18 protein-coding genes are annotated in these 21,464 nt (G+C 58.7%); 11 read left to right on the plus strand and 7 right to left on the minus strand.

The features are described 5' to 3' along the window. Positions 1–13: 13 nt before the first annotated feature. From BLO97_RS05070 to BLO97_RS05095, 6 genes are all read left to right on the plus strand, one after another. A complete protein-coding gene (locus BLO97_RS05070; RefSeq protein ID WP_092149105.1) occupies positions 14–1,378 on the plus strand; it encodes an aspartate aminotransferase family protein in 1,365 nt (454 codons plus the stop codon). A gap of 196 nt (positions 1,379–1,574) precedes the next feature. Then, entirely contained in the window at positions 1,575–2,672 is a 1,098-nt protein-coding gene (locus tag BLO97_RS05075; protein ID WP_024617271.1) for a polyamine ABC transporter substrate-binding protein, read from the plus strand. A 184-nt stretch (positions 2,673–2,856) separates the two neighbouring features. Beyond that, entirely contained in the window at positions 2,857–3,954 is a 1,098-nt protein-coding gene (locus BLO97_RS05080; protein ID WP_092221344.1) for a polyamine ABC transporter substrate-binding protein, read from the plus strand. A gap of 62 nt (positions 3,955–4,016) precedes the next feature. After that, entirely contained in the window at positions 4,017–5,159 is a 1,143-nt protein-coding gene (locus BLO97_RS05085; RefSeq protein ID WP_063323901.1) for an ABC transporter ATP-binding protein, read from the plus strand. Next, positions 5,156–6,076 carry an ABC transporter permease subunit gene (locus BLO97_RS05090; RefSeq protein ID WP_063323902.1) on the plus strand — a complete coding sequence of 307 codons (921 nt, stop codon included), beginning with the start codon at positions 5,156–5,158 and terminating at the stop codon, positions 6,074–6,076. Before BLO97_RS05085 ends, BLO97_RS05090 begins: the two co-directional genes overlap by 4 nt. Then, positions 6,073–6,960, plus strand: a complete 888-nt coding sequence (locus tag BLO97_RS05095; RefSeq protein WP_063323903.1) for an ABC transporter permease subunit — start codon at positions 6,073–6,075, stop codon at positions 6,958–6,960. The genes BLO97_RS05090 and BLO97_RS05095 overlap by 4 nt, the downstream gene beginning before the upstream one ends. Positions 6,961–7,195: 235 nt before the next feature. Here BLO97_RS05095 and BLO97_RS05100 read toward each other — a convergent pair whose 3' ends face one another. Together BLO97_RS05100 and BLO97_RS05105 are read right to left on the minus strand one after the other, a co-directional pair. Next, complete coding sequence (locus BLO97_RS05100) at positions 7,196–7,537, minus strand: carboxymuconolactone decarboxylase family protein (protein WP_003206631.1); 342 nt, start codon at positions 7,535–7,537, stop codon at positions 7,196–7,198. A gap of 102 nt (positions 7,538–7,639) precedes the next feature. Beyond that, on the minus strand, positions 7,640–10,048 hold the full coding sequence (locus BLO97_RS05105; protein WP_092345187.1) for a penicillin acylase family protein: 2,409 nt from the start codon (positions 10,046–10,048) through the stop codon (positions 7,640–7,642). A 254-nt stretch (positions 10,049–10,302) separates the two neighbouring features. Here BLO97_RS05105 and BLO97_RS30620 point away from each other — a divergent pair, with 254 nt between their 5' ends. The 3 genes from BLO97_RS30620 to BLO97_RS05115 are packed head-to-tail and all read left to right on the plus strand — an operon-like array spanning position 10,303 to position 13,048. Beyond that, a complete protein-coding gene (locus tag BLO97_RS30620) occupies positions 10,303–11,019 on the plus strand; it encodes a hypothetical protein (RefSeq protein ID WP_139197650.1) in 717 nt (238 codons plus the stop codon). Continuing rightward, entirely contained in the window at positions 11,012–12,001 is a 990-nt protein-coding gene (locus tag BLO97_RS05110; RefSeq protein WP_092345189.1) for a KpsF/GutQ family sugar-phosphate isomerase, read from the plus strand. Before BLO97_RS30620 ends, BLO97_RS05110 begins: the two co-directional genes overlap by 8 nt. A 12-nt stretch (positions 12,002–12,013) precedes the next feature. Continuing rightward, positions 12,014–13,048 carry an AEC family transporter gene (locus tag BLO97_RS05115; protein WP_175489832.1) on the plus strand — a complete coding sequence of 345 codons (1,035 nt, stop codon included), beginning with the start codon at positions 12,014–12,016 and terminating at the stop codon, positions 13,046–13,048. A gap of 238 nt (positions 13,049–13,286) precedes the next feature. On the opposite strand, the gene BLO97_RS05120 is transcribed toward BLO97_RS05115, so the two are convergent. Both BLO97_RS05120 and BLO97_RS05125 read right to left on the minus strand, forming a co-directional pair. Continuing rightward, positions 13,287–15,410: a type III effector gene (locus tag BLO97_RS05120; protein ID WP_092345193.1), complete on the minus strand. Its 2,124-nt coding sequence runs from the start codon at positions 15,408–15,410 to the stop codon at positions 13,287–13,289. A gap of 11 nt (positions 15,411–15,421) precedes the next feature. Further along, positions 15,422–15,910 carry a type III secretion system chaperone family protein gene (locus BLO97_RS05125; protein ID WP_092345195.1) on the minus strand — a complete coding sequence of 163 codons (489 nt, stop codon included), beginning with the start codon at positions 15,908–15,910 and terminating at the stop codon, positions 15,422–15,424. A 185-nt stretch (positions 15,911–16,095) separates the two neighbouring features. Between BLO97_RS05125 and BLO97_RS05130 the strand changes: the two genes are divergently transcribed. Then, positions 16,096–17,220, plus strand: a complete 1,125-nt coding sequence (locus tag BLO97_RS05130; RefSeq protein ID WP_083569205.1) for a transglycosylase SLT domain-containing protein — start codon at positions 16,096–16,098, stop codon at positions 17,218–17,220. Positions 17,221–17,346: 126 nt separating this feature from the next. Here the strand turns inward: BLO97_RS05130 and BLO97_RS05135 are convergent, their stop codons facing one another. Continuing rightward, positions 17,347–18,504, minus strand: a complete 1,158-nt coding sequence (locus BLO97_RS05135; protein WP_063323908.1) for a serine hydrolase domain-containing protein — start codon at positions 18,502–18,504, stop codon at positions 17,347–17,349. A 140-nt stretch (positions 18,505–18,644) separates the two neighbouring features. Between BLO97_RS05135 and BLO97_RS05140 the strand changes: the two genes are divergently transcribed. Then, complete coding sequence (locus BLO97_RS05140) at positions 18,645–19,862, plus strand: cytochrome P450 family protein (RefSeq protein WP_092345197.1); 1,218 nt, start codon at positions 18,645–18,647, stop codon at positions 19,860–19,862. A 187-nt stretch (positions 19,863–20,049) separates the two neighbouring features. Here the strand turns inward: BLO97_RS05140 and BLO97_RS05145 are convergent, their stop codons facing one another. Beyond that, entirely contained in the window at positions 20,050–20,646 is a 597-nt protein-coding gene (locus BLO97_RS05145; protein ID WP_063323910.1) for a GNAT family N-acetyltransferase, read from the minus strand. After that, positions 20,643–21,194 carry an RNA polymerase sigma factor gene (locus tag BLO97_RS05150; RefSeq protein ID WP_092345199.1) on the minus strand — a complete coding sequence of 184 codons (552 nt, stop codon included), beginning with the start codon at positions 21,192–21,194 and terminating at the stop codon, positions 20,643–20,645. The genes BLO97_RS05145 and BLO97_RS05150 overlap by 4 nt, the downstream gene beginning before the upstream one ends. Between the last annotated feature and the right edge of the window lie 270 nt (positions 21,195–21,464).

Here is a 21,464-nt window from a genome sequence, read left to right on the forward strand (position 1 = left end):
AAGGAGAATTGGCATGACCCGCAACAACCCGCAAACCCGTGAATGGCAGGCCCTGAGCAACGATCACCACCTGGCGCCGTTCAGCGACTTCAAACAGCTCAAAGAGAAAGGCCCGCGCATCATCACCCACGCCAAGGGTGTCTACCTCTGGGACAGTGAAGGCAACAAGATCCTCGACGGCATGGCCGGCCTCTGGTGCGTGGCCGTCGGTTATGGCCGCGAGGAGCTGGCCGACGCCGCCAGCCAACAGATGCGCGAGCTGCCGTACTACAACCTGTTCTTCCAGACGGCCCACCCGCCAGTGCTGGAGTTGTCCAAAGCCATCGCCGACATCGCCCCAGAAGGCATGAACCACGTGTTCTTCACCGGTTCCGGCTCCGAAGGCAACGACACCATGCTGCGGATGGTCCGCCACTATTGGGCGATCAAGGGCCAGCCGAACAAGAAAGTCATCATCAGCCGCAAGAACGGTTACCACGGTTCGACCGTGGCCGGCGCGAGCCTGGGTGGCATGACCTATATGCACGAGCAGGGCGACCTGCCGATCCCGGGCATTGTCCACATCGCCCAACCTTATTGGTTCGGCGAAGGCGGCGACATGAGCCCCGAAGAGTTCGGCGTGTGGGCGGCCAACCAGTTGGAAGAAAAGATCCTGGAGCTCGGCGTGGACAACGTCGGCGCCTTCATCGCCGAGCCGATCCAGGGCGCCGGTGGCGTGATCGTACCGCCGGACAGCTACTGGCCGCGCATGAAGGAAATCCTCGCCAAGTACGACATCCTGTTCGTGGCCGACGAGGTGATCTGTGGTTTCGGTCGTACCGGTGAGTGGTTCGGTACCGATCACTACGGGTTGAAACCGCACATGATGACCATCGCCAAGGGCCTGACCTCCGGCTACATCCCCATGGGCGGGCTGATCGTGCGTGACGACGTGGTCGCGGTGCTCAACGAAGGCGGAGACTTCAACCACGGGTTTACCTACTCCGGTCACCCGGTGGCCGCAGCGGTGGCCCTGGAAAACATCCGCATCCTGCGCGACGAAAAGATCATCGAGCGTGTCCACAGCGAAACGGCACCCTATTTGCAGAAGCGTTTGCGGGAACTGAACGATCATCCTCTGGTGGGTGAAGTGCGCGGTGTCGGTTTGCTGGGAGCGATCGAACTGGTCCAGGACAAGGCCACGCGCAAGCGCTACGAAGGCAAGGGCGTGGGCATGATCTGCCGGCAGTTCTGCTTCGATAACGGGCTGATCATGCGCGCGGTGGGCGACACCATGATCATTGCGCCGCCGCTGGTGATCAGCAAGGCCGAGATTGACGAGTTAGTGGCCAAGGCGCGGCAGTGCCTGGACCTGACGCTCAGTGCGTTGCAAGGCTAAGTGCTAGGCTCTGAGCGAGGTGCCTGCAAGGGCCTCGCCCAGCGAGAATAAAAGGCTGGGCTTGTGTTGAAAGCCTGGCCTGTAACTTGCCAGACTACCGACCGTTCAAGTTGTCCGCGAGCCGGCTACTGAACGTGGCTAAGAAGAATAACTGGAGCACTTTTTCATGAAGGCATTAGGCATGAAGACATTAGGTATGAAGATAGCTGGCAAGACCCTCCTGGCCATGTCCCTGATGGGCGTGATGGCGGGCGCGGTTCAGGCGGACGATAAAGTGCTGCACGTCTATAACTGGTCCGACTACATTGCGCCGGACACCGTCGCCAAGTTCGAGAAAGAATCGGGGATCAAAGTCGTCTACGACGTATTCGACAGCAACGAAACCCTGGAAGCCAAGTTGCTGGCCGGCAAGTCCGGTTATGACATCGTGGTGCCGTCGAACAACTTCCTGGCCAAGCAGATCAAGGCCGGGGTCTACCAGAAACTCGACAAGTCCAAGTTGCCCAACTGGAAAAACCTGAATACCGACCTGCTCAAGGCCGTTTCGGTGAGCGACCCGGGCAACGAACATGCCTTCCCGTACATGTGGGGTTCGATCGGCATCGGCTTCAACGCCGAGAAGGTCAAGGCTGCCCTCGGTGCCGACGCTCCAACCAACTCGTGGGACTTGCTGTTCAAGCCGGAAAACGCCGCCAAGCTGAAAGCCTGTGGCATCAGCTTCCTCGACTCGCCGACCGAAATGATCCCGGTGGCGCTGCATTACCTGGGCTATCCGACCGACAGCCAGGACAAGAAGCAACTGGCTGAGGCCGAGGCGCTGTTCCTCAAGATCCGTCCTTCGATCGGCTACTTCCACTCCTCCAAGTACATCTCCGACCTGGCCAACGGCAACATCTGCGTAGCGGTCGGCTACTCGGGCGACATCTACCAGGCCAAGTCCCGTGCGGCCGAAGCCGGCGGCAAGGTTAAAGTCAGCTACAACATTCCGAAGGAAGGTGCTGGCAGCTTCTTCGACATGGTCGCCATCCCCAAGGATGCCGAGAACGTCGAGGGTGCCTACAAATTCATGACCTTCCTGCAAAAGCCGGAAATCATGGCTGAAATCACCGACACCGTGAGCTTCCCGAACGGCAACGCGGCCTCTACGCCGCTGGTCAGCAAGGAAATCACCAGCGACCCGGGCATCTACCCGCCGGCAGACGTGCAAGCCAAGCTTTACGCGATTGCCGACCTGCCAGCCGCGACCCAGCGGATCATGACCCGCAGCTGGACCAAGATCAAATCCGGTAAATAAGCCGGCCTGAAGCATCTTCCTGTTGTCGCTGCCATCGCGGCGGCGGCAACAGGAGCCATTAAATAACTAAAAGTTTTGCTGGATCGGTTTATCGAAGGTAAGTTGCGCGCCGGTTTTGTTGCGGGGCCTCTCATGGTCAAGTAACGGGGGCAACTTGGGCCCAACTATTTAAGAGGACCTCCACGTGCCAGTCTTTTCTTTGTTACGCAACGCCTTGCTGGTCGGTGCCGGCCTGACGCTCGCCGTCAGCGTCCAGGCCGCCTCCACCGTGCATATTTATAATTGGTCGGACTACATCGGCGAGACCACCCTGGCGGATTTCGAAAAAGCCACGGGCATCAAGCCGGTGTATGACGTGTTCGATTCCAACGAAACCCTGGAAGGCAAGTTGCTGGCCGGGCGTACCGGTTATGACGTGGTGGTGCCGTCCAACCACTTCCTGGGCAAGCAGATCAAGGCCGGGGCGTTCCAGAAGCTCGACAAGGCGCAGTTGCCCAACTACGCCAACCTCGACCCTGTGCTGCTCAAGCGCCTGGAAAAGAACGACCCGGGCAACCAGTACGCCGTACCTTACCTGTGGGGCACCAATGGCATCGGCTACAACGTCGAGAAGATCAAGGCGGTCCTGGGCGTCGACAAGATCGACTCGTGGGCCATGCTGTTCGAACCGGAAAACATCAAGAAGCTGTCCAGTTGCGGTGTTTCGTTCCTCGACTCCGGCGACGAGATGATCCCGGCGATGCTCAATTACCTGGGCCTGAACCCCAACAGCGAAGACCCTGAAGACTACAAGAAGGCCGAGGCCCAGCTCCTCAAGATCCGGCCTTACGTGACCTACTTCAACTCCTCCAAGTACATCTCCGATCTGGCCAACGGCGAGATCTGCGTGGCCGCCGGTTTCTCCGGCGACATCTTCCAGGCCCGCGAACGTGCCAGCGAAGCCGGCAAGGGCGTCGAAATCGCCTATGTGATTCCCAAGGAAGGCGGCAACCTCTGGTTCGACATGCTGGCGATCCCGCGCGACGCCACCAACGTCAAGCAGGCACATGCCTTCATCAACTATGTGCTCAAGCCTGAAGTCATCGCCCAGGTCAGCGACACCGTCGGTTATGCCAACCCGAACCCGAAGGCTGGCGAGCTGATGGATCAGAAAGTACGTACCGACGAAGCGGTTTACCCACCGCAAGCGGTCGTCGACAAGCTCTACGTCAACTCCGAGTTGCCGCCCAAGATCCAACGACTCATGACCCGCAGCTGGACCAAGGTCAAGTCGGGTAAATAACGTCAACATTCTAAAGGTTCGTCCGCGTGGGGCGAACTGCAAATTCTGTGGGAGTTTCGTAAATGGCAGTTGCCTCCGGCGCCTATAAGAAAGCCCTCGAGGGCGACCAGACACCCAAGCAGGTGTTGGTCAAAATCGACCGGGTCACGAAGAAGTTCGACGAGACGATTGCCGTGGACGATGTGTCCCTGGAAATCAAGAAAGGCGAGATCTTCGCCTTGCTCGGCGGTTCGGGATCGGGCAAATCCACCTTGTTGCGCATGCTGGCTGGTTTCGAGCGGCCTACCGAAGGGCGGATTTACCTCGACGGTGTGGACATCACCGACATGCCGCCCTACGAGCGGCCGATCAACATGATGTTCCAGTCCTACGCCTTGTTCCCCCATATGACCGTGGCGCAGAACATCGCCTTCGGCTTGCAGCAGGACAAGATCCCGAAAGCCGAGATCGATGCCCGCGTGGCTGAAATGCTCAAGCTGGTGCAGATGAGCCAATACGCCAAGCGCAAGCCGCACCAGCTATCTGGCGGCCAGCGCCAGCGCGTGGCCCTGGCCCGTTCCCTGGCCAAGCGGCCGAAGCTGTTGTTGCTCGACGAGCCGATGGGCGCGCTGGATAAAAAACTGCGCTCGCAGATGCAGCTGGAACTGGTGGAGATCATCGAGCGGGTTGGCGTGACCTGCGTCATGGTGACCCACGACCAGGAAGAGGCCATGACCATGGCCGAGCGCATCGCGATCATGCACCTGGGCTGGATCGCCCAGATCGGCAGCCCGATCGACATCTACGAAACCCCGACCAGCCGGCTGGTCTGCGAGTTCATCGGCAACGTCAACATCTTCGAGACCGAAGTGGTGGACGACGCCGAAGGCCACGCGGTGCTGACCTGCAAGGACCTGGACCGCAACATCTACGTGGGCCACGGCATCAGCACCTCGGTGCAGGACAAGTCCGTGACCTATGCCATTCGCCCGGAAAAACTGCTGGTCACCGCCGAACAACCGACCTGCGAGAACAACTGGTCCAGCGGCAAGGTCCATGACATCGCCTACTTGGGCGGCCACTCGGTGTTCTACGTCGAGTTGCCGAGCGGCAAGCTGGTGCAGTCCTTCGTCGCCAACGCCGAACGCCGCGGCCAGCGTCCGACCTGGGGCGACCAGGTGTTCGTCTGGTGGGAAGACGACAGCGGCGTGGTACTTCGCTCATGAACATGCGCAAACTCAAACGCCGACTCGATCGAATAACGCCCGGTGGCCGCCAATTGGTCATCGGGGTGCCCTTCATCTGGCTGTTCCTGTTCTTCATGCTGCCGTTCTTCATTGTCCTGAAGATCAGCTTCGCCGAAGCCGACGTAGCCATCCCGCCGTACACCGAGATCTACAGCTACGTCGACCAGAAGCTGCAGGTGCTGCTCAACCTCGCCAACTACGCGATGCTGAGCGAGGACGAGTTGTACATCGCCGCCTACCTCGGCTCGCTGAAAATGGCCCTGATCAGCACGGTCTTGTGCCTGCTGATCGGCTACCCGATGGCCTATGGCATCGCCAATGCCCGCAAAGAGATGCAGACGGTGCTGGTGCTGCTGATCATGATGCCGACCTGGACCGCGATCCTGATCCGCGTCTACGCGTGGATGGGCATCCTCAGCAACAACGGCTTGCTCAACGGCTTTTTGCTGAGCATGGGTTTTATCAACGAACCGCTGCAGATCCTCAACACCAACCTGGCGGTGTATATCGGGGTCGTCTACTCCTACCTGCCGTTCATGATCCTGCCGCTGTACGCCAACCTGGTGAAACATGACCCCAGCCTGCTGGAAGCCGCGTCGGACCTGGGTTCGAGCACCTTCAACAGTTTCTGGAAAATCACCGTGCCGCTGTCCAAGAACGGCATCGTCGCCGGTTGCATGCTGGTGTTCATCCCCGTGGTGGGCGAGTTCGTGATCCCGGAACTGCTGGGTGGCCCGGAAACCCTGATGATCGGCAAAGTGCTGTGGCAGGAATTCTTCAACAACCGTGACTGGCCGGTGGCATCCGCCCTGGCGGTGGTGATGCTGGCGATCCTGATCGTGCCCATCATCCTCTTCAACCGCAGTCAGGCCAAAGAAATGGAGGGCAAGGAATGAAGCGCTTCAGTTTTTCAAGCCTGATGCTGGTGCTGGGTTTGCTGTTCATCTACGCACCGATGCTGATCCTGGTGATCTATTCGTTCAACGCCTCGAAACTGGTGACGGTGTGGGGTGGCTGGTCGATCAAGTGGTACGTCGGCCTGCTGGACAACAGCCAGTTGATGGGGTCGGTGGTGCGCTCGCTGGAGATCGCCTGCTACACGGCGATTGCCGCGGTGGCCCTGGGGACGCTGGCGGCCTTCGTGTTGACCCGCATCACCCACTTCAAGGGCCGCACGCTGTTCGGCGGCCTGGTCACCGCGCCGCTGGTGATGCCGGAAGTGATCACCGGCCTGTCGCTGTTGCTGCTGTTCGTAGCCATGGCCCAGATGATCGGCTGGCCCCAGGAGCGTGGCATCGTCACGATCTGGATTGCCCACACCACGTTCTGCGCGGCGTATGTGGCGGTGGTGGTCTCGGCGCGCTTGCGTGAGCTGGACCTGTCCATCGAAGAAGCGGCCATGGACCTCGGTGCGCGGCCGTGGAAGGTGTTCTTTTTGATCACCATCCCGATGATCGCACCGTCACTGGCAGCGGGGGGCATGATGTCGTTCGCGCTGTCCCTGGATGACCTGGTACTGGCGAGCTTCGTCTCCGGCCCTGGCTCGACGACCTTGCCGATGGAAGTGTTCTCGGCGGTGCGCCTGGGTGTGAAACCGGAAATCAACGCCGTGGCGAGCCTGATCCTGCTGGCGGTGTCGCTGGTGACTTTCCTAGTTTGGTTCTTCAGCCGCCGCGCCGAAGAAAGCCGTAAGCGGGCGATCCAGCAAGCCATCGAAGAAAGCGCTGCCGACTCCTGGAAACAGCCGGAAGTGCGTCGGGCCGAGACCGCTCCGGTTTAATCGGACGCTGAGTAACTGTGGGAGCGGGCTTGCTCGCGAAAGCGGTGTGACAGTCGACGAAGATGTCGATCGTTCCCACGCTCTGCGTGGGAATGCATCCGGTGACGCTCTGCGTCACCTTGCAGAAGCGGAACGCGGAGCGTCCCTGGCGGCATTCCCACGCGGAGCGTGAGGAACGATCGATACCTGTGGGAGCAAGCTTGCTCGCGATAGCGGCCGGCAGGTTATTGGCCGTTCACTTCTTCAACGCGTCATGGGCCTCCAGCGCGCGCAGGGAGTAGATATAGGCCGCGCCCGCGTTCAGGGACACCGCGGTGGCCAGGGTGGCGGCGATTTCTTCGCGGGTGGCGCCGGCCTTGATGGCGGCGTCGGTGTGTACGCCGATGCAACCGTCACAGCGCGTGGTGATGGCGACGGCGATGGAGATCAGCTCACGGGTCTTGGCATCGAGCACGTCGTTTTCAGCCGCGGCTTCGTCCAGGGCCATGTAGGCCTTGACCATCTTCGGATTGCTTTTGCCCAGGGCGCCAAAGGCGCTCTTGATGGTAGGCAGCAGCTCGGACCAGTTATTGAACATTGCATTGACTCCTGTGAGAGGGGGCGGGGTGTTGAACCCTTGTAGTCTTGACCATCAATGACGATTGAGCTTGTTGGTAATGAAAAATTACACCCGCCAGAATCAGTGCGAGCTCCTCGCCGGTAATAGTTTCAGGGTCGCGCGGGTATTGGCCACCACTTCTTCCTCGGCCAGGTGCGCCTGGTGATAGACCCCTTCGATGTACGCCTCGGCCTGATCCTCGTAATGCTTGTCGAAGGGCACGCCGCTCTGGCCGACCGGATTGATGGTGACGCTATGGGCCGGATCGGCGAAGTCGATGATCCGCCGGGTAGAAGGACCATAGGTCACCGGCCAAGGGGCCGGACCGATTTTGGCCGATTGGTTGTTGGGCACTTCATGGGTGCCGGGGGCCGCAAACGGACCGACATTGAAGATCCGGTCCAGCGGCTTTTGCAGACCCAGCGGATGACCATGGATCAGGGTATGAGCCTTGCCCCACTGCCATTGCGTGGCATCGTCACCCAGGGTGGTCCGCAGGTGGGCCAGGCTTTTCTTCCAGGCAATGTTCACCGTGTCGGCACGGGTTTCCACGCCCAGCGTCGTGCGGTCATCCCACCACGGTGAATCCTTTGAAGCCGCCAGGCGTGGCAGGGCTGCGTCGATCACCCGGGTCGACAGGGCGGTTTCGAAGAAGCCGTCACCCAGTTCATCGTGCAGGGCGGCGTCGGCCAGGTTGAACAGGAACTGGTTGAACAGCGTGGCGCTGATGGAATCCAGCGGGTAATCGCCTTGCCATTGGGCCAGTTGCTCCACCCATTTGCGCTCCTGCGGATCGCTGACCACCTCGCGCAACACCGGCAACAAAGGCGCGAGCAGGCGCGGGCCGTAGGCGGTGGTGGTGCCCAGTTGCAGTTTCTGGGTGGTTTCGATGTCCCACTTCGCCTGCTTGTCGCTGAGCTGGTGGTTGAGTTGCTGGCCACGGTCGGCGAGGTTGTAATAACCGGGGATCTCGATGCCGCTGGCCGGCACCGGCTGGAAATTGGCCGAAACGATGTAGCCCCGCGCCGGGTTCTCTTCCTGCGGGTTGCTGCTGAACGGATAGAAACCTTCCTTTTCCGCCTCCGGGCTGCTGCCATCGAGAATGAAGCCGGGCTTCACGCCGACTGGCCGCTTGGGCAGTTGCGCGGCGGCCCACCAGCCGATGTCCCCCTTGGCGTTGGCCCACACCACGTTCAGCCCCGGCGCGTGGATCTTGGCCGAAGCGCCGCGAGCCTTGGTGAGGGTGTCGGCGCGGTTGAGCTGGTAAAAGGCATCGAGGATCGGGTTGCGGCTTTCCAGGAACCCCCACCACATCGCGACCGGGGTCTTGCCGGCGTTCGCGCCGAGGGCATCGTTGACGATCGGGCCATGGGGCGACTGGCGCAGCACCAGCGTCACCGGCGCCTGGCCCTTGACCGCGATCTGCTGCTCGCTGCGGGTCATGTCCACCCATTTGTCGCGATACCAGACCTGCTCGGGATTGTCCGGGTTGACCTTCTCGGCGATCAGGTCCAGGTCGTCGTTCTGGAACATGGTGATGCTCCAGCCAAAATCCCGGTTCATACCCAGCGTCGCGAAGGGCAGCAGTGCCTGGTATTGCCCGTAGAGTTCGAACCCCGGGGCCGACAAGTGCGCCTCGTACCACACCGAAGGCGTGGAAAAACGGATGTGCGGGTCACCCGCCAGCAACGGCTTGCCGCTGTGGGTGCGGCTGCCGGAGACCGCCCAGGCATTGCTGCCCTCGAACTGCGGCAGGCCGTTATCAGCCAGGGCCTGCTCGCTCAGGCGGGCCAGGGCGTCGAGGTCTTTCCAGTCGGCGGCAGCCAGCGGCAGGCTGCCCTTGCGACCTTCGGCCAGCACGCCCTGAGGCTGCCAGTCGAGGTCGAAAATGTTCAGGTAGTTGGCACCCAGCACATCGCGCACGTAGGTCAGCAGGGGTTCGGTGCGAAAGGCGGCGGCGAAGCTGTAGGCCATGTAGCCGGTAATGCTCACGGTGTCTTCGGCGGTGAAGGGGCGCTTGGGAATGCCCAGCACGTCGAATTCCATGGGACGGGTGTGGCTGTCCTGGTAGGCGTTGATTCCATCCAGATAGGCTTGCATGGCGAGCCAGGCGGGGGATTGTGGGTCCTGCTCGGTCACGTAGGCCGCGGCACGCTCGCGAATGCGCAGGCTGCGCATCAGCTTGTCGGTGTCGAGCAGTTTCGGCCCCAGCACCTCGGCCAGCTCACCACGGGCGAGGCGGCGCATGATCTCCATCTGAAACAGCCGATCCTGGGCATGGACATAACCGAGGGCGCGGTACAGGTCGGTTTCATTCTCGGCGCGGATATGCGGCACACCGCGTTCGTCGTAGCGCACCGTCACCGAGCCATGCAGCCCTTGCAACTGCACCGTGCCTTGGCGGGTGGGCTGCTTGCTGTAGAGGTAGCCACCCGCGACGATGATCGCGGTGACGATCAATGACAGGAAAGCGATGAGGGTGCGTTTCATAAAAGTCCTTTTCCTAATACCGATGGCTATCGATAAACAGCGTAGGGCATTGATCTTGAAAAAATAATAACCCGGTCAATAGCTTGATTCCTACTAAAAGAAGTTGGGTGTAAGAGGTTTCCTTCGATTTTTTGGGAATTGAACTACAAGGATCTCATTGCTGGGGGCGTGGGCGAGGCCTATAAAAGATACGAGTGGTTACATGTATTTCATTTGTGTGAGGTGTATCTTGAGAAAGCCGTAAGGAGGTGGGTATGTTCGGACTCATGGAGTATGTTTCTCAAAAAATAACAGACGCTGAGTTGGTGAGTGAGCCGTTCAAATTTTTTGAAGTAAAGGACTTTGTTCCGGCAGGAGCTTACAGGGAATTTATTTCCAACTTGCCAGTATTAGATTTATACAAGCCTTTGATGCATAAAAGCACCTTGAGAAATGGGGATTCGACGCGATTTGAGTTGCCTTTGTCTCTTGAAGGAGTTTCGGTTGATCTTGGTAACGTTTTTTCGGGGTCTAAAGTTGCTATTGATATTGTTGAGCTTCTTTGTGGTGAACGATTCAAGTGTCTTTTGCTAGGCAAGTTTGGTTCTGATCTTGAGGTGACTCCTTATCCGCATTTGTATAAAGATTTTGCCGGATTTGATTTGCCTCCGCATACGGATATTGTTGAAAAAGCAATGACATTTGGATGGTATTTGCCAGAAAATGCAGAATGTAAAGATTCAGGGCTTGGGTTGTTTGTGAGAAGTAAAGATGGTTTTGAAGAGTTTAGGAGGATTCCTTATGAGCCAAATGTAGCGTTTGCTTTTCTGAGATCAAGCGATAGCTGGCATGGTGCTAAACATCATCCCGGTGTTTCCTATGAGAGAAATAGTTTGTTTGTGACGTTTTATCTAAAAAGTCATTACAGGGATGGAGCTCTGTTCGTAAATGATCCAAATGTCGACCGTAAGGAGATAAGAATTCATGAATGATAAATTCTTGTCAGAGATAGGGTCCGACAGGCATCTACTCACTTTGGGAAGAGAGGTGTTGATCAGCGAGGGGCAGGCATTGATAAAGCTGTCCAATGAGTTGGAGGGTAATGGGTTTGTCGATGTCGTTCGACTTATATTGGCCTGCAAGGGGCACGTAGTGATTCTAGGAGTTGGGAAAAGTGGCCATGTCGGTAAGAAAATTGCCGCAAGTCTAGCCTCTACGGGGACGCCCAGCTTTTTTATACACCCGTCCGAGGCTAAGCACGGGGACTTGGGCATGATTACGGCGCGTGACCTCGCAGTACTAATATCCTATAGCGGTAGAAGTGAAGAGATTTTGTCTCTGCTTCCCTATCTTCATGATCTGGGTGTGAATACCGTAGCATTGACAAATTTTTCAAGCTCTGAATTGGCATGTAAAACAAATGCGCATGTGGCGTTGAAAGTGGATAAGGAAGCCTGTCCATATAATCTGGCGCCAACCGTAAGCTCTAGTGCCACATTAGGCGTTGGAGATGCGATTGCTATGGCTCTGATGAGAATTAAGCGCTTCACGAAGGAAGAGTTCTCAAAAAATCATCCCGCCGGAAATCTAGGCAAGGTGTTGACGGCGAAAATTCGTGACGTAATGGTGAGAGGGGATAAAGTCCCTGCACTACCGCCTGATACATTGTTCCTGGACGCGGTTAGTTATATGGCGAATAAGCGTCTTGGGTTTGTCGTTGTGGTAGATACATTCTCCAGGCCTTTGGGGGTGTTTACGGATGGCGATATGGCTCGAGTGCTCAGGGGAAATGACGACATTGCTTATCTTAAGATTTCGGATGTTATGGAAGTCAATTTAAGATGCGTGTATGAAAGCGAACTGATTGCAGACTGTATAGGTGTTGGTGTGTCTGCAATCTTGGTTGTTGACCACAAGGGAAAACTTCTAGGCGTTTCGCACAAAAATGACCTTCTAGCTTCTGTTGCTGTGTGATTTGCAGGAAGAGTGAGTTTTTTATTGCGAGTATACGTTCGTTTGGTTACTGCTGATTGGCAGGGTGGACTGGCTATGTTGATGTTATCTTTGAATTCCACGTTGTCTATATTTATTTTGATACTGTTGGGTTGTTTGCTTTCGTTTGCAGGCCTCATGCGTCGCGGTGCTGATGAGATATTGAGCGACTATGTTTTTTATGTCGCGCTCCCCGTAGAGATTTTTTTAACGACGCTGAAGTCCGATTACACGCCGGGCGTCGATATAAATGCTTACGTTCAGGCGTATGGTTTGGGTGTTTTTATATTGTGGGTCCTGATTTTTATCATCTACAGAATTTATCTGAAGAAAAGTCTGGTGGAGGTTGGTTTGAACTTTATTGCGATAGGGCAAACAAATACTGCTTTTTTGGCAGTGCCAGTCTTCATATTGCTGTTGGGTGATTCGGCTTTGGTTGTGCCAATAATTATTTTTCAGTCTGTTGTCCTTACGAGCGTTGCGATATTTGTCATGGAAACTTCTTCCTTTTCGAAGGCTGGATCTTCGGGTGCTTTCTTAAAGAGAGCCCTGTTGGTAGTTTTCAAAAATCCATTGATAATTTCCGCGCTGACGGGGTCTCTCATTTCGCAAATTAAGCTCTCGCACATGATCGATACAGGTTTTTTTATCATCGAGAGTATGGAGATGATTGCGGATACTGCGGCGCCTATTGCTCTAATAGCATTAGGTGCTTCGTTCTATGCTGGTCGTGTAGCGTCCACCATGAAAAACGACTGTAATGAAATAGTGCTGGGTGTGTTGATAAAGAATTTTTTGCATCCCGCGATTTCTTTCGTGGTGGGACAGTATTTTTTTGGACTGTCTGGCTTGCTGTTGTTCGCACTGATACTGATATCGGCAATGCCTTCTCCAAAAAATACGTTTATCTTTGCGCAAACCTATGGTGTGTCGGTGCAGAAGTTTAATTTAATACTTTTGGCTACCACGGGGGTTTCTTTTTTTGTGGTCAATGTGGCTGGCTATTTTTTTCTTCCTGATGTGGTCTGAGGTAAAAATGCCTGAAGCGCTGAAGCGTTACCTCGACTTTGACGAAATTTCCTCAACTTCCAGCACGCGCAAAGCATCAGTCTAAGTGAAGACAAACCCATCTATTAGCGGACGTGCGTTCAGTTCGCTCTTGGCTGAAAGATGAGTTGGGTCGTAGATCAGCAGTCATGCGAGCGGGGTGAAGGGAATTCTGCAACAGGTGATCGCCGGACCAGCGAAGGATGGCCCGGCGAATTCATCAGCTTGGCCGGGTAGTGGGTGCAGGTTCGTTGGACGGCCCGCCCTGGGGTCGCGCTTCGCCTCGCTCTGCCAGTTGAATGTTATCGCCAGAGGCTTTTTTGGGCCGCGGTGCCAGGCTTTGGGCCCATTCGGTACCCAGGTTAAGCCCTGCGATAGCGGTTTGCGGAACGACCTGGGTAAGGCCGCGGGTCACGTGGTAGGTATTTTCCAGGTCGCGCCGCCAGCCTTCCGGCTGGGTGTGGGGCAGGCCGTCTCGGTTTGGATTTGTCACGTTCTGCAGCGGTACGTTTGCTCGCTTGGTCAGGTCGTCTTTGCCGCTCAGCGCCTTGTTTTCGAGCGGTGCCGCCACACTGTTGGCGAAGAACGGAAGCAGCGTCAGGCCGGAGGAGAAGAAGGTTGTGACAATCTGCTCCATTTTTTCCCGCACTTCCGGGTTTTCACCCACCGCGGCTGCGTCGCCCACGGCTGTACGCATGGCGACCCCTTCGCCTACGCCAACGATCCGGTTGGCGAGGTCGCTGACGTTGGCCATGCTGATCGGGTTGAGCTTTCCTGTCGCTTCGGAAAGCGCCTTGGGTAACAGTTCGCCCCAGTTGCGGTTTTCCTTGGTCACCCGGTAGGTGGGAATCTCCTCATCACCGTGGGTTTGCGCATATTTCGCCACTGCCTGGCCCCCCGCCATGAAGGTGCCGCCCACTGCTGAGGCCGTCGTGCGGGCGATGATGCCGCCGGCGTTTACCGAGGTGAATTGATCAATGGTATCGCGCACGGCATGGGCGGCACCGAAGGCGAGGTAGCCGGTGAAGTCACCACTCATGGTGCCAAAGTTGTTCGCGTTCTGTTTGAGCTTGAAGTCGTTGCGCTTTTGCTCCTGTGTGAGGTCGAGGGCATCGCGTCCAGCGTTCTCGACCCGACGTCCGTCCTGGGTGACGACTTGCAGGGCCTTGGGATAGACCGACATTGGATCGACTTTTTCCAGGCCGGCGCCGATGGTCTTGTCGACGACGACCTGGACGAATGGGCGGATGCCGTCGCTGATCACCTTGTGGGCGGCGCCTAGGACAGTCGAGGTCGCCGCGACATGCTTGCCGTAGGAGGCGTCCGCCATTTTTTCATCAATCGACGCTGTGATCGCGCCAAAGTGGCCCGCAGACGCCACGCCCTGCGGGATCCCCGCCCCGGCGAACACCGCCAGGCCGGTTACAAAGCCGCTCTTGGTCTTGAGGTCGGCGACATAGTCCTGGCGTGCGACGTTCTTCAGTGCGGTGTCCAGCACCTCGTTTTTCTTCGTCGCCGTTGCCAGTTCGCTTGGCGTGTTCGGCTTGTCGTCATCGGTCTTGAGCAACTCGCCAAGCTCCCCCTGGACCTCGAGCAACTGATCCAGTTGATCTTTCGCCAGGTCGCGTTCGGGTTGGGAAAGGCTCTCGTTGGTCGCGGCACTCTGCGCGTGCTCGATTCGGCTTTCCATGAAGGTATTCAAGCGCGTGGGCATGTCTTGCGTCAGGGCTTGCATGACACCCTTGGCATAACCGCGGAAGGCTTCATGGCTATTTTTCAGCAGTTGGCGATCGTTCCCTTCCGGGGTTTTATCAATAACTTCCTGGCACAACGAATGATAGGCGCCAAGGGTATTACCCATGCGCTCGCAGTGTTTGTCCCAGACTGCCTTGAAACCGCCGTCCTCTTTCCGGTCGCCCTCATTCTTGGCCAGGTACTCGTTGAAGTCCTTGACGAATGCCTCGGTTTCTTCGTGGCCCGACAGCATCGGGTGTGGCGTGCCGCCGAGTGCGGCGAGATGCTTCTGTACATCTTGATAACTTGTGCCTGGCGCGTAGCCCAATACCTTGCCTTCCAGGCTCATGTGCTCACGTGCATAGCCAATGGGGTCGCTCTCAGGGTTTTTCTTGCCGAGGCTGGTGACCAGTCCTGTCAGGCGCTGTTGCCTGGTTCGGAGTGTTTGCTGGGTCTTGTCGGTCGCCTGTCCTTCGAAGTGATAAGGCACCAGGGGATTGGTGGAGGGACGAACCTGCCCGGACAGGCTGGTTCCCACTGGCGTGATCCGATCGTCCTGCTGGTGCAACGCCGCCGAGCTGGTGCTTCGTCCTACTGATAAATCTGGCATGTCGTGTTCTCCTAGATTGACAGGGCGCTGTTGAGCCCGGTGCTACGGGGGGTGGGTTTGTGCTGGGTGGTCTTGGCGGTGTCGTTTGGGCTGGCACCGTCGAAGAAGTAGCCATCGCGCCAAATCAGCGCCATGTCGGCAGCACCGCCCATCAGCCCGAGCAGACGCTCGGCCGTGAGGGTTTCCAGGGGGACGTGGCCGATCAGGATCACCTGTTCGCTGTCGCGGTTGTAAGACAGGGAAGGGCAGAACGCGCCGCTCAGCAGGTACAGGTTGGTTTCCAGCAGCCGTTGCAGGACCGCTTCCCGATTCGCCACCGGCAATGGCCCGAAGCTGCAGTAGATAAAGACGTCTCCCTCACCCACGCCTGGGGTGTGCTTCAGGGAAAAGTCCACATCCTTGACCGACAGGTTCGCCTGCTCGTAGAACACTGCCGGGGTAGGAATCATTGTGAGTTCGCAGAGCTGATCGATCAGCTTGCAATAGATGGGTGACGCCATGAGTGACCTCGCATTGTCATCCAGGCGCCGACGAGCGCCTGCTGCCCATGGTGAGTGACAGCTGCGGCATTTCGGTTCCAACCGAGCCCCTGCCGCCCGATGACAGCGTGCCGGACGAGCCGCGTGGAACCGCTGCCTTGCGATCTGCCACCCAATGGCGCCACCTCACTCAAGGTTGACCGCCCATGCCTCGATCAATTGCACTTTTGCCGGCCCTTCGCTTCGTCCCCAAAGGGTTGTCCATGCTGGCCATGGGGACCTTGCTGTATGGCTGCCAGCACCTCGAACCGCAGTTGACCATCGGTGATCCGTTCGCCAACGAGCCTTACCGCTCGCAACTGCGCTGGCTTGAGCCGGCGCCTACGGACACGATCATCCAGATCGGCGAGTCATCCCCGCAAAGCGGCGGCAGCCTGTGGACGCGCATGCGCCAGGGGTTTTCCTTGCAGGCCAAGACCCAGGGTGTGGCGCGTATCGATGAGCAACGCCGCTGGCTGATGGATCGCCCGGCTTTTCTCACCCAGACCGGGCGTGCCGGCAGCCGTTACTTGCATTTCATCGTGGGTGAACTGAACAAGCGCAACATGCCGCTGGAACTGGCGCTGCTGCCAGCCATCGAGAGCGGGTTCAATCCGAACGCCCAATCGCCGGCCCAGGCCCTGGGCCTCTGGCAATTCATTCCCGCCACGGGGCGCCGCTATCAATTGCAGCAGCGGGGCGACTATGACGAGCGCCGGGACATTCCGTCATCGACGCGGGCCGCCCTGGATTATCTGTCCTACCTGCACGATTACTTCGACGGCGACTGGCTGCTGGCGCTGGCTGCCTACAACGCCGGGGAAGGGCGCGTACGCGACGCCATCACGCGCAATCGCGCCCGCGGCCTGGCGACCAACTATTGGAACCTGTCGTTGCCCGGCGAGACCCAGAACTATGTGCCGCGGCTGCTGGCGCTGTCGCAACTGGTGAATGCGCCCGCCGACTATGGCGTGAGCCTGGCGCCCATCGCCGACCAGCCGTATTTCCAGATGGTCGCCTTGGCGCAGCCGGTGGATCTGGCGCACCTGGCGCAGTTGTCCGGTGTTCATGAACGAGAATTGCGCATGCTCAACCCTGCCGCGCGCGGCAGGGCCAGGGGGCGCCTGCTGATGCCCCTGGACGCATCGCGCAGGTTGCTGGCCCAACCGGACATGATCGCCAAGGCCGCGCTGCCCCGCGTGGCCGGTAGCGAAGAACAAGTGGTTGCCTCACCCGATACCGGCACGGCCGAGCCGCAGGTGGCGGAGGTGGTAGTGCCGCCAGGGGTGTGAGCCGGTTGCTTCCAGAAGCGGAACGCGGAGCGTCCCTGGCGGCATTCCCACGCGGAGCGTGGGGAACGATCTTCCGCAGCCTGATCTTTCGCTTAAGTGAATAGTATTGAGCCGATCGTCCAGGGTTTACAGGCAGCCCATCGCGACATTGGCCAGGCCGCGCGCGCGTGGGTCCATCAAGACGTAGGAACCAATGGTGTTGCAGGCGAAGCCGAACGCCACGCCGCGTTCAGGGTCGGCAAACCCGATGGTGCCACCGGCGCCCATGTGGCCGAACGCCTCGTTGCCCATGCCATAACTGCCGTTCGCCACGTCCGGCTGGTTGAGCATGATGCCCAGGCCGAAACGCGTTGGGGTCTGGATGGTCGGGTCGTATTCGGCGCTGTGCTCGCGCAACATTTCGTTGAGCAGTGGTGACTCCAGCAGTTGCCCGTCGAGCAGGCCTGCGTAGAACGCCGCCAGGCTGCGGGCATTGCCGTGTCCGTTGGCCGCTGGTTGGGTCATGCGTTTCCAGCCCGTCTCGTTACTGCGTCCCAGCACCATGGGCGGGTTGGCGAAGGCCAGCGCGCTCATGGCGGTCGGCTCGTTGAGCACGTCCTTCAACACCCGGCCAAACGCTTCGTCGTCGATCTCGTCTTTGGTGCGCGCCATGTAGGCGCAGCGGGCGATGGTCGCGTCGTCCAGGCCGAGGTGAAAATCCAGCCCGAGCGGCACCGCCACGCGTTGGTGAATGCTTTGCGCCGGCGTCAGGCCATCCACCCGACGTAGCAATTCGCCGAGGATCCAGCCGAACAGCAAGGGTGAATAGGTCTGCTGTTCCCCAGCCGCGGCCCAGGGAGTTTCCTCGGCGATCAGGTCGGTCATGGTGTCCCAGTCGTAGAGGGTTTCCGGTGCCAGGGGCGTGCGCAGCGCAGGCAGCCCGGCACGGTGGCAAAGCACCTGGCGCAGGGTGATCGACGCTTTGCCGGCGTTGGCGAAGGCCGGCCAGTAGTGGCAGACCGGCGCGTCCAGGTCCAGGCGTCCTTCGCCGACCAGCTGCATGATCGCCACCGCCGTGAAGGGCTTGGTGCAGGAAAACAGATTGAGCAGCGTGTCGCGCTGCCAATGGCTGTCCGGCTCCGGCCCGGCAGTGCCGGCCCACAGGTCTATAACGGTTTCGCCGTCAATCTGGATGCAAAGGGCGGCGCCGCGTTCGAAGGGGCTTTGCATCAGCCGGATAAACGCCTCTTTGACCGGTTCGAAACGAGTGTCGCATTGGCCATGGATTGCAAGTGCACGCGTCATGTCAGCTTCTCGCAGGGGTTGGTGTTTTCCCTTGAGTGACCGTGGCCGTGCAAACGGTTCACCGGCAGGTAACCCACATGGATCTTTTTTGGCGCGCCCGGCCACTCAGGAGCAACGATTCATGCCCCTGGAGAGTGTTCATGGCTTACGAGCGTACCCTTGATTTGAATAGCGACGCCTTTCGTGGCGAGGCTTATCGGCATTATGCGGCGCTGCGCCAGGCGTCCCCGGTGTTCCTCAGCCAGGCCGAAGGGCAGTTGCCGATGTGGTACGTCACCGGTGCGCGGGAAGTCGAGGAGGTGCTGCTGGACAACGAGCGCTTCGCCCGTGACCCGTCGCGGATCGATGCGCAGTTCGCCGCGATGCTCGGCGGCGAACAATCCATCGCGTTTCTTAACGACCACATGCTCAACCGCGATGGCGACAGTCATCGCCGCTTGCGTCGCCTGGTCAACAAGGCCTTCACGTTGAAGGCGGTGAATGCCCTGCGGCCGCGTATCGAACAGATCGCCGAGACGTTGCTGGAACCCGTGTGGTCGAGCGGCCAAATGGACGTGGTGAGCCAATATGCATTCCCGTTATCGATCACTGTCATCGCCGAATTGCTTGGCGTCCCTGCACAAGATCGTGACGACTTCCGCCGCTGGTCCCACATGATCGTCCAGCAGGTGGGGCATGACCTGAGCGAGTTGCAGCGTTGCTACAAGGAATTCGCGGGCTACATGCTCGCGTTGATCGACCAGCGTCGAGCACAGCCGGGCGATGACCTGGTTTCGGCGCTGGCGCAGGTCGAGGAAGAGGGCAGCATGCTCAGCCAGAGTGAGCTGTGCAGCATGATCGCGCTGCTGATCATCGCTGGGCACGAAACGTCGGCATCGATGATCGGCAATGCGGTGCACATGCTCGTGCAGCACCCGAAGGTGCTGGCGCAATTGCGTGACGAGCCGGCGTTAATGCCTGGCGCGGTCGAGGAGCTTCTGCGCTATGACTCTTCGGTGGAGCGGGCCATGGTCCGCTTCGTTACCCGGGACACCGAACTGGCCGGACAACGCTTGCTACGCGGGCAACTGCTGATTGCGGTGGTGGGCTCGGCCAATCGTGACGAAACGCTGTGTGCAAATCCTGACACGCTCGACATCACTCGCCCGGCCTGCCCGCACATGTCGTTCGGCAAAGGCACGCACTATTGCCTGGGCGCCTCGTTGGCCCGGCAGGAATTGGAAATCGCCTTGAACACACTTCTTCGGTGCTGCCCTGGGCTGCAATTGGCGGTCGATCCCGGCGCCGTACGCTGGCGCTACGTGCCCAACTTCAGGGGGCCGGAAGCGTTGCCGGTGTGTTGGTCGGTGGATGGATGACCGAGGTCTTGATGAAAAGGGGGCTGCTGCGCAGCCCAGCGGGAGCAAGCTCCCTCGCCACGGGTTTATCGACTGAACAGCAGGGGCTGCGGGGGCTGTGCAAAAAATGGCATCGGCTCCAATGAGCGCAGGCCCATGCCTTGGAAAGAGGCGGCTCGCCCGACGTCCAGCCGGACGAGCCGTGGACTCACGCCAGGCTGGCCTCCTCGTTTTGCGCTGGCGCTGAAAGGGAGATGGATGCCGTGTCGCCTGGCGTCAGGTGCAGTCCATAGAGCACGACGTCCGCACGGTTATCAGCGAACCGGGCAATCCCTGGGAAGCGTCCCCATTGGGTCGCGCCGAGCCCTTGTACGCCGCGTTTGCTGGCCTCGTTGTGCTCGATGATCCAGGCCACCAGCGTCTCGAAACCATACTGCCTGGCCAACACCACCGCAGCTTGGCCAAGGCGAATGCCGACGCCGCTGCCGATGTGGTCGCTGCGTACGTAGATCGACACTTCACCGGTCAATCGGCAGGCCTGGGCTCCCCAACAGAAGCGGTTGACGATCAACCAGGCGACGACTTCGCCAGCGCGTTCGAGCACGTAGATCGGATCACCCTCCTTGACGAAACAGTCGACGAAAAACGTCATTTCCTTCAGGGAAAACGCTCTGAGCACGGGGGAGCTGGTACCTCCCAGAGCGCTTTCGTTGAAGATATCTGTCATCACCGGCAAGTCGTCGGGGGTGTAGCGGCGCACGCCGCGTGGCAGGTCGGGCCGGCTGTTCAAACGATTGTGGGTCATGGCCGGGCTTCTCCATAGACGCTTCGTTTGAGTTGTTCACGCGCGCGAAACAACCTTGAACGCACGGTACCAATGGGGACGCCCAGCCGCTCGGCGGCATCGCGGTAGCTGCTCTCGGTGTCCACGGCGGTCCACAGGGTATCGCGCATGTCCTTGGGCAACTCATCCATGGCTAACAGCGTGCGGTCCAACAGCCGACGGTTGTCGCACAGTTCACTCAGGTCAATGTCGTCACTAGACTCGCTGAACTCGCTCTCATCGAACGTGCTCAGCGGCGGCTGCGCATAGAAGCGGCGGAAGTGGTTGCGGATCAGGTTGAGGGCGATGCCACACAACCAAGTGTCCTGCTTTGCCAGCCCTTTGAACTTCTGCTGGTTGCGCCAGGCTTCCAGGTACGTGAGCTGGATGATGTCGTCGGCGTCGTCTTGATTGAGTACACGTTTTTGCACAAACAGACGCAGCTTGCGTTCCTCGCCGAAGCAGATGCCTGGCGCACCTGTGGGGGCCGGGGAGGTTTGCGGGGGGGCCATGAGATTCAGGCTGTTCATTAATAAATCCCTCTGAGTAGGTTCCATAGCGCCGATCAAAATGTCGACGTTTCCCCCGTCAGCAGGACCTGTGCCAAGCCGGATTAATGATTTATCTGTCTGATAATTAAGTGTTTTTTGCTAGTGCTTTTGCTCTATTTGTGCAAGGGCATGCACAGCCGTCCCAAGCGCCACTGCATGAAATTGCACCGAGCGAACGCTCGGGCAGGAAACCCTTGCGAAGCGGTCAGAAAGGGCCATGGCCGCTGATGGAACTGAATGCTGGATAGC

Origin of the sequence: Pseudomonas sp. NFACC05-1 (genome assembly GCF_900100135.1) — a bacterium.
Classification (GTDB): domain Bacteria; phylum Pseudomonadota; class Gammaproteobacteria; order Pseudomonadales; family Pseudomonadaceae; genus Aquipseudomonas; species Aquipseudomonas fluorescens_Q.